This window comes from Bradyrhizobium sp. USDA 4541 (assembly GCF_024171085.1).
GTDB classification, from domain to species: Bacteria; Pseudomonadota; Alphaproteobacteria; order Rhizobiales; family Xanthobacteraceae; genus Bradyrhizobium; species Bradyrhizobium australafricanum.
Genome location: NZ_JALJZF010000001.1, coordinates 4,033,746 through 4,046,581, shown reverse-complemented (window position 1 = coordinate 4,046,581; position 12,836 = coordinate 4,033,746). Strand labels below are relative to the sequence as shown.

Below are 12,836 nucleotides of genomic sequence, written 5' to 3'. Positions count from 1 at the left end.
TACGCCTTCGGCTATCCCACCCTACGCATCCTACTGCGCTGCTTCTTACTGCGCGGAATCGATCAGCTGTTCGAGATCGGCAATCAACCCCGGCCCGGTCGGCTGCCATCCAAGCTTCCTGCGCGTCTGCTCGCTGGAAGCCGCCATGTCGTATGCCGCGAACGTGCCGAGCCAGCCAAAGAAGGCCTGCGCCTCTTGCGGGGCGATGGATTTGACCGGCAGCTTCAGCCGCCGTCCGATCGTTTCGGCAATATCGCGCATCGAGACCCCCTCTTCCGCGACGGCGTGATACCTTGCGTTCGGCTCAGCCTTTTCGATGGCCAGCCGGTAGAGACGCGCCACGTCGAGAACATGCGCCGCCGGCCAGCGATTTTGCCCATCGCCGAGATAGGCGCACGCGCCCTTTTCGCGGTACACCGCGATCAAGGGGGTGATGAGACCCTGCCTGACGGGATCGTGGACCTGGGGAAGACGCATGGCCGACGCGCGGACGCCCTTTAGCGACAGGGCCGTCTGTTCCGACACACGGGGAAATGAGAAATCCGGCGATATCGTTTGGTCCTCAGTCGCGATCTGGCCGGGCGCGGCCAATCCCGCCAAGCCCCCGGTCACGATCAGCGGCCTGTCCGATCCGGCCAGAACAGAACCCAGCGCTTCGATGGCGCGGCGGTCGATCTCGCAACTCTTCGCGAAATTAGACCAGTCGTGAACGAAGCCCAGGTGAATGACAGCATCCGAAGCGCTCGCCCCCTTGCGTAAGCTATCAAGGTCCTCGAGCGAGCCGCGAAGAACCTCCGCGCCAATGGCAGAGATCGCGTTCGCCCCCTCGTCCGAACGGGCCACACCAAGAACCTGATGTCCGGCGGCGATCAGGTCCTTGACGACGGGCGTGCCGATGAATCCGGTGGCACCAGTGACGAACACACGCATGAGGAAGTCTCCAGGTTTCGTTGGAGACAAATCTGGCCCTGCGCGCTATCCTGTTAAAGTAGTGACCTTATCATGGTATAATAGCTAACAGGATGAGCGAACCGCTCGCGCAAGAGAACCTGCTCGGCGCCTACCTGAAGGACCGCCGCAGCAGGCTCGATCCGGCCGTGTTCGGCTTTCCGCCGGAGCGGCGGCGCACGCCGGGCCTGCGCCGCGAAGAGGTGGCGCAGCGCGCCAACATCAGCGCGACCTGGTACACCTGGCTCGAACAGGGCCGCGGCGGCGCGCCCTCGGCCGATGTGCTCGACCGCATCGCGCGTGCGCTGATGCTGACCGATGTCGAGCGCGAGCATCTGTTCCTGCTCGGCCTCGGCCGCACGCCCGAGGTGCGCTACCAGAAGAGCGAAGGCGTCACCCCCCGGCTGCAGCGCGTGCTCGACGCGCTGGAGCCGCGCCCCGCCGTGATACGCACCGCAACCTGGGATATCGTCGCCTGGAACCGGGCCGCGACCGTCATGCTGACGGACTACGGATCGCTGCCGGCGCGCGAGCGCAACGTGCTGCGCTTCATGTTCCTCGATCCGCGCGTCCGCGCGGCACAACATGACTGGGCCAGCGTGGCGCGCTTCGTGGTCGGCGCCTTCAGGGTGGACGCTGCGCGCGCCGGCGCAGCTGCCGAGGTGCAACCCTTCGTCGACGAGTTGTGCCGGCTCAGCCCGGAATTCGCGGCGCTGTGGCGCGACAATGACGTGCGAGCCCATGGCGAGGGCGTCAAGCAGCTGCGGCACCCGATCCTGGGTCAGGTCAAGTTCGAATATTCGGCGTTCGCGGTCGATGGCCGGCCCGACCTCAGCATGATCGTCTACAATCCGATTGACCCGGAGGTGACGGAGAATATCCGCGGGTTGATCGAGGCAGTACCCTAATCATGCGTCACCGGCGTCGGCCGCCACAGCAGCAGCCGATTCTCGACCATCGTCACGCCCATGTCGATCAGGATGACGAAGGCGGACAGCACGAACATGCCCGCGAACACGCCGGCGACGTCGAAGACGCCCTCGGCCTGCTGGATCAGGTAGCCGAGGCCGGCGGCGGAGCCGAGATATTCGCCGACCACCGCGCCGACCACGGCAAAGCCGACCGAGGTGTGCAGCGAGGAGAACATCCAGGACAGCGCCGACGGCCAGTAGACGTGGCGCATCAGCTGCCGCTCGTTCATGCCGAGCATGCGGCCATTGTCGAGCACCGTGGTCGGCACTTCCTTGACGCCCTGGTAGACGTTGAAGAACACGATGAAGAACACCAAGGTCACGCCGAGCGCGACCTTGGACCAGACGCCGAGCCCGAACCACAGCGCGAAGATCGGCGCCAGCACCACGCGCGGCAGCGCGTTGACCATCTTCACATAGGGATCGAACACCGCGGCGACGCGCGGCTGCCGCGCGAACCAGAAGCCGACCAGAATGCCGCCGGCCGAGCCGATCACGAAGGCGAGGATGGATTCCCACAGCGTAATCGCGAGATGCTTCCAGATCACCCCGGTCGAGAACCATTTCACGATTTGGCTGAAGACGTCGAGCGGATTGGAGAAGAAGAACGGCGGCAACAGCACCTTGCCGAACACCGGCACGGTGGAGAAGACCTGCCACAGCGCCAGCGTGACGACGGCGACCAGAACCTGCAGGGACAACAGTGTGACGCGCGACATCAGGCAGCTCCCGCCTGCGTCGACTGGACATAACCCTTCATAACCTCGTCCTTCAGCACGCCCCAGATCTCGCGGTGCAGGGCATGGAAATCCTTCTCCATCCGGATCTCGGCGATGTCGCGCGGCCGCGGCAGCGTGATGCGCCAGTCGCCGATGATGCGCGCGGAAGGACCGGCCGACATGATCACGACGCGATCGGCCAGCGCGATCGCCTCCTCGAGATCGTGGGTGACGAACAGCACCGCCTTGCGGTCGGCGCTCCACAATTCCAAGAGCAGATTGCCCATGATCTGCCGGGTCTGGGCGTCCAGCGGACCGAACGGCTCGTCCATCAGCAGGATCTTCGGATCGCGGATCAGGACCTGCGCCAGCGCAACACGCTTGCGCTGGCCGCCCGACAGCATGTGCGGATAGCGATTGGCGAAGGCGCCGAGCCCGACCGAGGTCAGCCATTTCTGCGCGCGCGCGAGCGCCTCGGCGCGCGGCGTGCCTGATATCTCGAGCCCGATCGCGACATTGTCGATCGCGGTCTTCCAGGGGAACAGTGCATCGGCCTGGAACAGGTAGCCGGCATCACGGTTGAGGCCGCTCAGCGGCTTGTCGAAGATCCTTGCTGTTCCGGCCGCGGGCTTGAGCAGCCCAGCCGTGACGTTCAGCAGCGTCGACTTCCCGCATCCGGTCGGACCGACAATGGCGACGAACTCGCCATGATCAACCGAAAGATTGGCCCGTTCGACCGCGGTATAGACGCGTCCATCCGCCAACCGAAACGCCACCGTCGCACTGTCAAGCGCGACCGCCGTCGGCTCCGTCATCGCCACGCATCCCTCCCGAACTTTCCGAGATGGCTTAGCGGTTCGGGCAGGCAAGTTCAACGCAGGAAGATGGCGTAGCAAACAAGGCTGTGGTCACGCGATTTTCAGACAGGCCGGGGTTGCGCAATTGCGCAACCGGGTTGCGCATTGCGCCGACATCGTCGAGGCTGCAGCCCAAAGCGACGAACAAGGAGACAATCATGCGGATCGCAGTGGTGGGCGCCGGAGGCGTCGGGGGCGGCTTTGGTGCGGCGCTCGCGCATGCCGGCGCCGACGTCACCTTTATCGCGCGCGGCGCTCATTTGGCCGCCATGCGCAGCGAGGGGCTGAAGGTTCAGGGTGGCCGCGGCGAAACCCATCTGGTCCCGACCCAGGCGACCGACGATCCGGCAAGCGTCGGCCCGGTCGATATCGTGCTGTTCTGCGTCAAGCTGTGGGACGTCGAGAGCGCCGGCCAACACATCAGGCCGATGGTCGGCCCCGACACCGCGGTGATCCCGCTGCAGAACGGCATCGACGCGCCCGACAGGCTGGTCCCGATCCTGGGACGCAACGCGGTGATGGGCGGCGTGGCACAGATCTCGGCCTCGATCATCAAGCCTGGCGTCATCAACCAGGTCGGCACCTTCATGCGCATGATCTTCGGTGAGCTCGACGGCCGCATCACGCCGCGCGGCAAGGCGCTGCTCGATCTCTGCCTGAAGGCCGGCTTCGACGCGACCTTGAGCGAGCAGATCAACACCGAGCTCTGGATGAAGTTCGTCGGCCTCGCCACCAATGCCGGCATGACCGCGGTCACCAGGCTGCCGATCGGCAAGCTGCGCGACGATCCCGATTTGCGCCCGCTCTTCGTATCGGCTTGCGAGGAGATCATCGCCGTCGCGCACGCCAACGGCATCAGGCTGCCGCCGCATGCGCTGACGAAAGTGCTCGACTTCATCGGACACGCGCCGCCGGCGATGAAGGCCTCGATGGCGCTCGATCTCGAGCGTGGCAACCGGCTCGAACTGCCGTGGCTGAACGGCAAGGTGGTCGAGCTCGGCCGCAAGCTCGGCGTCCCGACGCCGACGCACGACATGCTCTATGCGGTGTTGAAGCCCTATGCGATGGGCGCGCCGTCCTGATAGCCCAGCAGAACCGAAATCTGCCGCCCGGCCTCGCGCACCAGCTTTGAATATTCCAATAGCTTCCGCTCGTCGATGCGCGCGCTCGGTCCGTAGAGGCCGACCGAACCGACCACCTCGCCGCGGTGATCGAAACACGGCGCGGAGACGGCGACCGCGCCGGCGAAGATCTCGCCATGGCTGGTCGCATAGCCGTTGCGCCGCGCAATGGTCAGCGCGTCCTCGAGCCGCGCACGGTCCGCGCTCTTTGCAATGCTGGCAAGAAGCGCGGCCTGCCGCTTCGGGTCCATGAAGGCCAGCATCGCCTTGCCGGTCGATCCCTGGATCAGGCTCAGACTGTGGCCGACGCCGCGGCTGATCGAGAGCACGTGACGGCTCTCGCATTCGAGGATGCAGATGCCGCGATCGTCCTGCTCGCGGAACAACGCTGCGGTCTCGCCGGTCGCCTCGCGCAGGCCTTCGACGACCGGGCGCGCGATCGCGACCACCTCGAGACCCTTCAGCCAGACATGGGCCAGCTTCATCACGCCGTGCGACAACCGGAAACGCTGCGGGTCGCCTTCGGCCTGGATCAGGTCGCGCTGCGCCAGCGTCTGCAGCAGGCGATAGAGCGTCGGCCGGCTCAGCCCGACCCGCTTCTGGATCTCGATCACGCTCATCGCCGGCTGATCCAGCCTGAAGCATTGCAGGATCGCGATCGCGCGGTCGACCGCCCGCACGCCTGACGCCCCCTGCTCGGCGTCCTGAACTTCCGCCTTCGGTTTCTTTGCCATCCGTCCACATCCGCAAAATCGGCAGGGGCGCGCTGCATCCAGCGCGCCTGACCAATCGGCCCGCCCGGATAGTATCGCAAATTATGAGAATAATGTCCACCAGATGGACATTCGAAAATCGACGGGAGGATTGGAATTGCTTGAGACAAACACCTCGCGCAGATGGGCCGCCGCCGCGATCGCCACGCTGATGCTCACAGCGCCGCTGGCGTACGCCGCACCCGACGGCTCAGGCATCTCGGACGGCGTAGTGCGGATTGCGGTGCTGGGTGACTACGGCAGCGGCCGCGATCTCGGCGGGCCGGGCTCGGTGACCGCCGCCAAGCTTGCCGCTGAGGATTTTCACAACAAGGTGCTGGGCAAGCCGATCGAGATCATCTCGGCGGATCACCAGAACAAGCCGGACGTCGCGGTCGGAATCGCGCGGCAATGGTTCGACGTCGAGCATGTCGACGCGGTGACCGATCTCGCCGTGAGCTCGGTCGGACTCGCCGTCGCCGGCCTTGCAACGCAGAGCAACCGCACCGCGCTGGTCTCGGGCGCCGCGACGTCCGATTTGACCGGCGACAAATGCTCGCCCGTCGTCACGCATTGGGCCGACGACACCTACGCACTGTCGGCCGGCCTGGTCGGCGAGCTGAGCCGCCGCGTCGGCAAGGAATGGTTCTTCGTCGCGGTCGATTACTCGTTCGGCACCGCGATGGTGAAGGACGCCTCGCGCGCGGTGACCGATACGGGCGGCAAGGTGCTCGGCGCGGTGCGCTATCCCTTCAACACCACCGACTTCTCATCCTTTTTGCTGGCCGCGCAGAGCTCCGGCGCCAAGGTGGTGGCGCTGGCCGGCACCGGCGCCGACACCGTCAACGCGGTGAAGCAGACCCACGAATTCGGCCTGCAACAGGGCGGGCAGACCATCGTCGGCATGCTGACCTTCATCTCCGACGTCCATTCGATCGGCCTGCGCGACGCGCAGGGCATGTACATCGCGTCCCAATACTACTGGGATGATGACGACGGCACCCGCGCCTTCGCCAAGCGCTTCATCGAGATCGAGAAGCGTGAACCGACCAAATTGCAGGCCGCGACCTACGCCGCCGTGCGCCACTATCTGAAGGCGATCGAGGCCGGCGGCAGCGACGAGGCGAAGGCGGTGAACGTCGAGATGCGCAAGCTGCCGGTCGATTTCTTCGGCCGCCCCGCGCACATCCGCAAGGACGGCCGCGTCGTCTACGACCTCTCGCTCTACCGCGTGAAGAAGCCGGATGAGAGCAAATATCCCTGGGACTACTACCAGAAGATCGCAGCCATCCCCGGCGACAAGGCCTTCCGCCCCGAGGGAACGGGCGGCTGCAAGCTCGACAAGTAGGACGCACCATTATCGCCGCGACGCGCGGTCGCGCATGCAAGATCAAGGAGGAGCCGATGCCGCTTCGCAACGATTTCGATCAGCTTGTTGACGTCAAGGGTGGCTTCATCAGCCGCGAGATCTTCGTGGATGCCGATATCTATCGGCAGGAGCTCGACAAGGTCTTCACCCGCGCCTGGCTGCTGGTCGGCCACGAAAGCCTGGTGCCCAATCCCGGCGACTTCTACACCTCGCGGATGGGCGAGGAATCCGTCATCCTCTGCCGCGACAAGAAGGGCGAGATCCACGTCTTTCTCAATTCGTGCCGGCACCGCGGCATGAAGGTGTGCCGCTACGAGCAGGGCAACACGTCGTTGTTCACCTGCCCCTATCACAGCTGGACCTACACCACCGACGGCAAGCTGCAGGGCGTTCCGCTGCACCGGACACTGTACGACGGGGTGCTCGACCGCGAGGCCAACTCGCTGGTCTCGGTGGCGAAGCTCTGCAACTACAAGGGCTCAATCTGGGCGACCTGGGACAAGGACGCGCCCGACTTCATCACCTATCTCGGCGATGCCAAGATCCATCTCGACCAGGCGCTCGACTGCCGCGACGGCCGCGAGGGCGGCTCCGAGGTGATCGGCGTCCACAAATGGGTATTCCCCGCCAACTGGAAATTCGCCGCCGAGAATTTCCTCGGCGACACCTATCACAACCCGAGCCATCGCTCGGTCGACCTGATCGGCATCGGGCCGAGCGCTGCCGCCGGCAAGAAGGGTCGCCGCGACGACGAGCTGGAGAAAGCACAGCACGTCTGGATCAGCTTTCCGGAAGGCCATGGCGTGCACAGCGCGATCCAGCCGGAGGCCAATGAATATATCGAGTCCTTCCTCGACAACCCGATCCTCGAAAAATACTTCCGACACTGTTTCGAGGAGCGCAAGCGGCGGCTCGGCGAAGGGGCGCGGCTGCTGCCGTTCGTCGGCACGATCTTCCCCAACACCTCCTATCACGGCCGTCAGCCGCGCGGACTTTGCGCCTGGCATCCGCACAGCCCGACCTCGACCGAAGGCTGGCGCTTCTTCCTGGTCGACAAGGACGCGCCGAACGAAGCCAAGGAATATCTGCGCCGCTACTACATGCGCTACTCCGGCCCCGCCGGCATGACCGAACAGGACGACATGGAGAACTGGCTCTATGCGACCGCGGCGAGCACCGGCACGGTGGCGCGGCGCTATCCCTTCAACTATCAGCAGTCGATGGGCGCCTACGTCACCGATCATCCGCTCGGCGGCGATGTCTCCACGCAAGTCACTGAGCAGATCGCACGCGGCTTCTATCGCCGCTGGACCACCTACATGCAGGGCGGCGACTGGCACGAACTGCTCGGATCACCCGCCGGCAACCGGCAGGCCGCAGAATGAGCGCGCCCGCAAAAACCGTCCTCGTCAGCGGGGGCACCTTCGGCATCGGCCGCGCGATCACGCTCGGCCTCGCGCGGCGCGGCCACGCGGTGGTCGCCTTCGGTCTCGAGGCGGCGCAGGTCTCGAGTACCGCGCAGAACGCCATTCCGGCCCTGCGTGACGAGCTTGATCGCGAAGGCCTCTCCGCCGAACTGATGGAAGCCGACGTATCGCGGGCCGGCGATGTCGCCAAGGTGGTCGCCCACACGATGGCGCGGTTCGGGCGCATCGACGGCGTCGTCAACAACGCCGCGATCGGCCCGCTCGGCACAGTGCTCGACACCGACGAGGCGCTGTTCGACCGGATCATCGCCGTCAATCTGAAAGGACCGTATCTGACTAGCCGCGCCGCGATCCCGCACATGATCGCGCAAGGCGGCGGCTCGATCGTCAACATCGGATCCGGCGCCGGCTGGGGCAAGCCGAACATGGCGGTCTACAGCGCGAGCAAGGGCGGCGTTGTCGCGCTGAGCGCAGCGATGGCCTACGACTTCTTCCACCAGCGCATTCGCGTCAACACCGTGATTCCCGGCGGCGGCGGCATCGTCAGCGGCATGAGCCTCGGTCGTGTCGGCGGCGATGCGGCTCGTTTCGGCAAGGGCGCGCCGGGCACCGCCGCGGGCCGCGTCGCCGCCGGTGACGACATCGCCAATGTGGTCGCCTTCCTGCTGTCGCCGGAAGCCGAAACGCTGTCCGGCACCGTGATCGATGTCGGCTGCTTCGCCCAGCAGGGCGGACCGATCCCGCCCAAGCCGGCGCTCTGACAACCCCTGCGATGCCTGATGAGGAGATAGCGATGACGACGACCGTTCAGGATCAGGACCAACAACAACACGCCGGCAACGCCGCGATCGAGCGATCGGCGGCCTACTACCGGCTGAAGGCCGATGTCGAGGATTTCTACTACCACGAGGCCGATTTACTCGACGACCGGCGCTTCCGCGACTGGCTCGAGCTACTCACCGACGACATCAGCTATTTCATGCCGATCCGCCGCAACGTGAAGTTCGGCCAGCAGGCCGCGCGCGAGAACACCAAACGCGGCGAAGGCATCAGCTGGTTCGACGAGGACAAATGGACATTGACCAAACGGGTCGAGCAGATCCTGACCGGGGTGCACTATGCTGAGGAGCCGCTGTCGCGGATCACGCATATGGTCAGCAATGCGCAGATCAAGGGCGCGCGGCCCGACATCGATGCAGCCCATGAGCTCGATGTCACCAGCCGCTTCCTCGTCTATCAGAACCGCGTCGAGTACGAGACCTACATCTTCGTCGGCCGTCGCAACGACGCGCTACGCCTGACCGACACTGGCTGGAAGATCGCGCGGCGCGAGATATTGCTTGAACAGAATATCCTGCTGGCCAAGAATCTCACGACGTTCTTTTGAGAGGGTCCAAGGATTGCAAGGGTAGCGATGATTGACGTGATGGCGATCAAGGTGGGGACGCGGCTGAAACTGGAGGCCGGCGTCGTCGCCGAAGTGGTGGAGAACATGGACGATGGCCAGTGGCTGCAGGTGCGCTATCTGGAGTGCCCTGCCCGGCCCGCCGACGTTGGCACGGTGGAGCTGTGCCACGCCCAGGACGTCATCAAGGTGCTCAGCGAGTAATCCCAGTCAACGGACCGACGATCATGCTGCGATTTGAATACATGCCGAGCGATTTTAATCCGCTGTTCCTGTTCCTCGGCGAATCTGCCGATCTCGCCGCCCTGGCAATGCTGCTGCGGCGCTTTGCCGAGGACCCGCAGACCATTGCCGTCGCGGAGCGGATTCCCGGCGCCGTCTCGCGCAACGCGCTGGTGCTGGCGCCTGCCGACGACGAATTCGGCATGCGCGATCTCGGCGGCCGCTTTGCCTGGAAACTGACCGATTGGCAGGCGGAGCGGATCGCCGAGCGCATCGAGCTGTTAACCCCTCAGGATAACAAGTCCGGCTCGGAGATCGTCGAGATCGGCAGCGACGGCGAGATCCCGGTCAAGCTGTCGCGCGGCGAATTCACCGACGACTTCCTGATCACGCGCAGATAGCGGAGTTCGCGTGAGTACACACCGCAGGCCAAAGGTCCTGATTGCCGGCGCCGGGATCGGCGGCCTTGTCGCCGGATTGTCGCTGCTGCAGCGTGGCATCGAGGTCGAGATCTTCGAGCAGGCGTCCGAGCTGCGCGAGCTCGGCGCCGGTGTCCAGCTCAGCGCCAACGGCACACGCGTCCTGATCGCGCTCGGGCTTGAGCAAGAGATGCAGGCGATCGCCTGCGAGCCCTCGGGCAAGGAGATCAGGCTGTTCAGCACCGGGCGGACCTGGAAACTGTTCGACCTCGGCGCCTCCTCGCGCGCGATCTATGGCGCGCCCTACTGGATGGTGCATCGCGGCGACTTTCACCGCGTGCTGGTCGACGCATTCACGGTTCGGGCGCCGGGGCGCCTGCATCTTGGCAGCCGCTGCACCGGATTTGACCAGGACGGCGACGGCATCTGGCTGGACTTTGCCAACGGCGAGCGTCGGCGCGGCGACGCCGTGGTCGGCGCCGATGGCGTGCACTCCGAAATTCGCCGGCAGATCGGCGGCGACACCAAACCGTTCTTCTCGGGCGTGGCCGCCTGGCGCGGCCTGGTGCCGATGGAACGGCTACCGGCGAGCCTGCAACGGGACGTCGGCACCAACTGGATCGGCCCGGGCGGCCACGTCATCACCTATCCGGTTCGCCGCGGCGAGCTGTTGAACTTCGTCGGTATTTTCGAGGGTGAGAGCTGGTCGGTCGAATCGTGGACCGAACGCGGCACGCGCGAGGCCTGCAGCAGAGCCTTTGCCGGATGGAATCCGCAGATCCACACCATTATCGCGAACCTCGATATTCCCTACAAATGGGCGCTGCTCGGCCGCGACCCACTCGACCGCTTCGTCGTCGGGCGCGCCTGCCTGCTCGGCGACGCCGCGCATCCAACACTGCCATTCCTGGCCCAGGGCGCCAACATGGCGATCGAGGACGGCATGGTGCCGCGCTGTCTTGAAGGCTTCCCGCCCGAGGAAGCGCTGCAGCGCTACCAGACCGCACGGCTGACGCGGACGAACGCGATCGTGGTGAAGTCGGCCGAGAATGCCAGGCGCTTCCATAATCCCGCGCTTGCCGACGCCGAAGGCGCCGACGCCTATGTCTCGCGCGAATGGCAGCCGGACCGGGTGCGCGAGCGCTATGATTGGCTGTTCACCTACGATGCCTTGCGTGTGCCGCTTTGACGGGACGAGTTTCGCGGGCCCGCCTCACTGAACGGGATGGCGTCCGCGGCGCACCGGACGTTCCGGCGGTGGTGGCGGAGGAGCGAAGAAGGGATTGACGATGCACATCGCAGAGAGACCCGATGCCGTCGCCTGACACTGCGGGATCGAGGTGTAGCTGCAATCGATGTGGTCTCCGGCCATCGGCCCGTTATAGAGATGCAAACAGACCGGATAGTTCGGATCATAGGCCTGTCCGGCGGCAGGTCGGGCCAGCGCGACCGCGAACGCAGCGATCGCGAAAAGTTTCAGGCGCATCGGATTCTCCTTATTGCTCGGACCGTTTCCTCACAACTGCCGGAGTTAGTCAACCGCACTGGGGACACGACGGCCATACAGTCTTGAGCGACGGCAGGCGGCAAGCCTGAGCGCGCTAGTTGGCGGACTGGCGTTGTCGCTGCCCCCGTTGCTTTGGCGGCTTTTTCGGACCTTTGTAGAACGGATTGACCGAACACGTCGCGGAGCGTCCCGAGGCCGTCGCCTGGCACTGCGGAAGCGACGTGTAGCTGCAATCGATATACTCGGGCGTCAGCCTGCCGCCATAGACTTCCAGGCACACTGGATAGTTCGGATCGTACATCTGTGCGGGGGCGGGCCCGGCGATGCAAACGCCGACGGCGGCGATGATGATGAGTTTCAAGCGCATCGAATTCTCCTCAAGCCTCGTCCGGAACGCAGGGCCCGGCTATCGTTGCTCGTCGGCCGGCTTGCCGTCGCCCTCACCGAGGCAGCGGATCATGAAGGCCGTCGTGTCCCGCGGCAGCACTTGCGCGGCGCGCGCCTTGAGACGGCATTCGAGCTGCGCGATCTGGCGCGCCCGCTGCCGTTCGGACGGCAGCGTCGATTGCCGCAACCGCCGCAACGTCATCGGCGAGCCGTCCGACTCGAAGCTCAGCTCGTATTTCTTGCCGTTCTGGTCGGTGGCGGCGCAGGTGATGGTGGACACCTGCCGCGTGATGAAGCTTCCGACCTGACGGCATGAGCCCGTCGACATCTCGACCAGCGGCACCGGCAGACCATCCACCCGCGGGCGGTCGCTCGACTTCAGCAACATGCGGTCGACCGCGAGCTCGAACAGATTGTCCTGGGTGCGCTCGGTGCTCTCGCCGGAGAACGAGATGATGTGGCTCTTGTCGGCGGGATCGTCGAGCACCACGGTGAATTCGGAACGGCCGCGCAGGGTGTGGAAATAGGCGACCGCCTTGCAGGTGTAGCTGCGGCCGGCGACGGTGACGTTGCGGCAAGTGCCGGACATCAACGCGTACAGATCGACGTCGTAGACCGGACCGGCGGCAACGGCCAGCGCCGGCCAGCAGAGAACGGCAGCCGCAATCAATTGAGCGAAACGGGAGATCATGCTGAAACGGTCGAAAACACGGTCGCTGGAGGGGTCCATGG

The 12,836-nt window shown here is 65.2% G+C and carries 17 protein-coding genes; 9 read left to right on the top strand and 8 right to left on the bottom strand.

Annotated features, from left to right (window positions below; all coding sequences use genetic code 11):
• Window positions 1–45: 45 nt before the first annotated feature.
• On the bottom strand, window positions 46–930 hold the full coding sequence (locus tag J2R80_RS18945; RefSeq protein WP_253639117.1) for an SDR family oxidoreductase: 885 nt from the start codon (window positions 928–930) through the stop codon (window positions 46–48).
• Between the two features lie 92 nt (window positions 931–1,022).
• On the opposite strand from J2R80_RS18945, the gene J2R80_RS18940 reads away from it, so the two are divergent.
• Complete coding sequence (locus J2R80_RS18940) at window positions 1,023–1,856, top strand: helix-turn-helix transcriptional regulator (protein ID WP_253639116.1); 834 nt, start codon at window positions 1,023–1,025, stop codon at window positions 1,854–1,856.
• Here J2R80_RS18940 and J2R80_RS18935 read toward each other — a convergent pair.
• From J2R80_RS18935 to J2R80_RS18925, 3 genes are read right to left on the bottom strand one after another with little or no spacing between them, the layout of a single operon-like run.
• A complete protein-coding gene (locus J2R80_RS18935; RefSeq protein WP_253639115.1) occupies window positions 1,853–2,638 on the bottom strand; it encodes an ABC transporter permease in 786 nt (261 codons plus the stop codon). The two genes, J2R80_RS18940 and J2R80_RS18935, sit on opposite strands and share 4 nt — an antisense overlap.
• A complete protein-coding gene (locus tag J2R80_RS18930) occupies window positions 2,638–3,453 on the bottom strand; it encodes an ABC transporter ATP-binding protein (RefSeq protein ID WP_057015064.1) in 816 nt (271 codons plus the stop codon). The genes J2R80_RS18935 and J2R80_RS18930 overlap by 1 nt, the downstream gene beginning before the upstream one ends.
• Window positions 3,454–3,487: 34 nt before the next feature.
• Window positions 3,488–3,655: a hypothetical protein gene (locus J2R80_RS18925; RefSeq protein ID WP_168857129.1), complete on the bottom strand. Its 168-nt coding sequence runs from the start codon at window positions 3,653–3,655 to the stop codon at window positions 3,488–3,490.
• Here J2R80_RS18925 and J2R80_RS18920 point away from each other — a divergent pair.
• Window positions 3,654–4,577 (top strand): ketopantoate reductase family protein, encoded by a 924-nt coding sequence (locus J2R80_RS18920; RefSeq protein ID WP_253639114.1) that lies wholly within the window; start codon window positions 3,654–3,656, stop codon window positions 4,575–4,577. The two genes, J2R80_RS18925 and J2R80_RS18920, sit on opposite strands and share 2 nt — an antisense overlap.
• Here J2R80_RS18920 and J2R80_RS18915 read toward each other — a convergent pair.
• Window positions 4,553–5,350, bottom strand: coding sequence for an IclR family transcriptional regulator (locus tag J2R80_RS18915; RefSeq protein ID WP_253639113.1), 798 nt, complete (start codon window positions 5,348–5,350; stop codon window positions 4,553–4,555). The two genes, J2R80_RS18920 and J2R80_RS18915, sit on opposite strands and share 25 nt — an antisense overlap.
• A 130-nt stretch (window positions 5,351–5,480) precedes the next feature.
• On the opposite strand from J2R80_RS18915, the gene J2R80_RS18910 reads away from it, so the two are divergent.
• The 7 genes from J2R80_RS18910 to J2R80_RS18880 are packed head-to-tail and all read left to right on the top strand — an operon-like array spanning window position 5,481 to window position 11,399.
• A complete protein-coding gene (locus tag J2R80_RS18910) occupies window positions 5,481–6,716 on the top strand; it encodes an ABC transporter substrate-binding protein (RefSeq protein WP_375162650.1) in 1,236 nt (411 codons plus the stop codon).
• Window positions 6,717–6,772: 56 nt separating this feature from the next.
• On the top strand, window positions 6,773–8,122 hold the full coding sequence (locus tag J2R80_RS18905) for an aromatic ring-hydroxylating dioxygenase subunit alpha (protein ID WP_253589652.1): 1,350 nt from the start codon (window positions 6,773–6,775) through the stop codon (window positions 8,120–8,122).
• Window positions 8,119–8,925 (top strand): SDR family NAD(P)-dependent oxidoreductase, encoded by an 807-nt coding sequence (locus J2R80_RS18900; RefSeq protein WP_076824289.1) that lies wholly within the window; start codon window positions 8,119–8,121, stop codon window positions 8,923–8,925. The genes J2R80_RS18905 and J2R80_RS18900 overlap by 4 nt, the downstream gene beginning before the upstream one ends.
• Window positions 8,926–8,957: 32 nt before the next feature.
• Window positions 8,958–9,551, top strand: coding sequence for a 3-phenylpropionate/cinnamic acid dioxygenase subunit beta (locus J2R80_RS18895; RefSeq protein ID WP_156436025.1), 594 nt, complete (start codon window positions 8,958–8,960; stop codon window positions 9,549–9,551).
• A 39-nt stretch (window positions 9,552–9,590) separates the two neighbouring features.
• Window positions 9,591–9,773, top strand: a complete 183-nt coding sequence (locus J2R80_RS18890; protein ID WP_035632139.1) for a hypothetical protein — start codon at window positions 9,591–9,593, stop codon at window positions 9,771–9,773.
• 23 nt (window positions 9,774–9,796) lie between these two features.
• Window positions 9,797–10,192: a hypothetical protein gene (locus J2R80_RS18885; protein ID WP_253639112.1), complete on the top strand. Its 396-nt coding sequence runs from the start codon at window positions 9,797–9,799 to the stop codon at window positions 10,190–10,192.
• A 10-nt stretch (window positions 10,193–10,202) separates the two neighbouring features.
• Window positions 10,203–11,399: an FAD-dependent monooxygenase gene (locus J2R80_RS18880; RefSeq protein WP_253639111.1), complete on the top strand. Its 1,197-nt coding sequence runs from the start codon at window positions 10,203–10,205 to the stop codon at window positions 11,397–11,399.
• A 24-nt stretch (window positions 11,400–11,423) separates the two neighbouring features.
• Here J2R80_RS18880 and J2R80_RS18875 read toward each other — a convergent pair whose 3' ends face one another.
• The 3 genes from J2R80_RS18875 to J2R80_RS18865 all read right to left on the bottom strand — a co-directional run bounded on the left by J2R80_RS18875 (window position 11,424) and on the right by J2R80_RS18865 (window position 12,795).
• Window positions 11,424–11,696, bottom strand: a complete 273-nt coding sequence (locus tag J2R80_RS18875; protein ID WP_016844297.1) for a DUF3551 domain-containing protein — start codon at window positions 11,694–11,696, stop codon at window positions 11,424–11,426.
• Window positions 11,697–11,811: 115 nt separating this feature from the next.
• Complete coding sequence (locus tag J2R80_RS18870) at window positions 11,812–12,084, bottom strand: DUF3551 domain-containing protein (protein WP_057015057.1); 273 nt, start codon at window positions 12,082–12,084, stop codon at window positions 11,812–11,814.
• 39 nt (window positions 12,085–12,123) lie between these two features.
• A complete protein-coding gene (locus tag J2R80_RS18865; protein WP_229190056.1) occupies window positions 12,124–12,795 on the bottom strand; it encodes a hypothetical protein in 672 nt (223 codons plus the stop codon).
• Window positions 12,796–12,836 lie beyond the last annotated feature (41 nt).

Excerpts from the sequence above, each read along its gene's own strand:
- J2R80_RS18900 (WP_076824289.1), top strand. The coding sequence starts at position 8,119 with ATGAGCGCGCCCGCAAAAACCGTCCTCGTCAGCGGGGGCACCTTCGGC.
- J2R80_RS18920 (WP_253639114.1), top strand. The coding sequence starts at position 3,654 with ATGCGGATCGCAGTGGTGGGCGCCGGAGGCGTCGGGGGCGGCTTTGGT.
- J2R80_RS18865 (WP_229190056.1), bottom strand. The coding sequence starts at position 12,795 with ATGATCTCCCGTTTCGCTCAATTGATTGCGGCTGCCGTTCTCTGCTGG.
- J2R80_RS18915 (WP_253639113.1), bottom strand. The coding sequence starts at position 5,350 with ATGGCAAAGAAACCGAAGGCGGAAGTTCAGGACGCCGAGCAGGGGGCG.
- J2R80_RS18945 (WP_253639117.1), bottom strand. The coding sequence starts at position 930 with ATGCGTGTGTTCGTCACTGGTGCCACCGGATTCATCGGCACGCCCGTC.
- J2R80_RS18895 (WP_156436025.1), top strand. The coding sequence starts at position 8,958 with ATGACGACGACCGTTCAGGATCAGGACCAACAACAACACGCCGGCAAC.
- J2R80_RS18885 (WP_253639112.1), top strand. The coding sequence starts at position 9,797 with ATGCTGCGATTTGAATACATGCCGAGCGATTTTAATCCGCTGTTCCTG.
- J2R80_RS18930 (WP_057015064.1), bottom strand. The coding sequence starts at position 3,453 with ATGACGGAGCCGACGGCGGTCGCGCTTGACAGTGCGACGGTGGCGTTT.
- J2R80_RS18935 (WP_253639115.1), bottom strand. The coding sequence starts at position 2,638 with ATGTCGCGCGTCACACTGTTGTCCCTGCAGGTTCTGGTCGCCGTCGTC.
- J2R80_RS18905 (WP_253589652.1), top strand. The coding sequence starts at position 6,773 with ATGCCGCTTCGCAACGATTTCGATCAGCTTGTTGACGTCAAGGGTGGC.
- J2R80_RS18890 (WP_035632139.1), top strand. The coding sequence starts at position 9,591 with ATGGCGATCAAGGTGGGGACGCGGCTGAAACTGGAGGCCGGCGTCGTC.
- J2R80_RS18875 (WP_016844297.1), bottom strand. The coding sequence starts at position 11,696 with ATGCGCCTGAAACTTTTCGCGATCGCTGCGTTCGCGGTCGCGCTGGCC.
- J2R80_RS18940 (WP_253639116.1), top strand. The coding sequence starts at position 1,023 with ATGAGCGAACCGCTCGCGCAAGAGAACCTGCTCGGCGCCTACCTGAAG.
- J2R80_RS18870 (WP_057015057.1), bottom strand. The coding sequence starts at position 12,084 with ATGCGCTTGAAACTCATCATCATCGCCGCCGTCGGCGTTTGCATCGCC.
- J2R80_RS18925 (WP_168857129.1), bottom strand. The coding sequence starts at position 3,655 with ATGATTGTCTCCTTGTTCGTCGCTTTGGGCTGCAGCCTCGACGATGTC.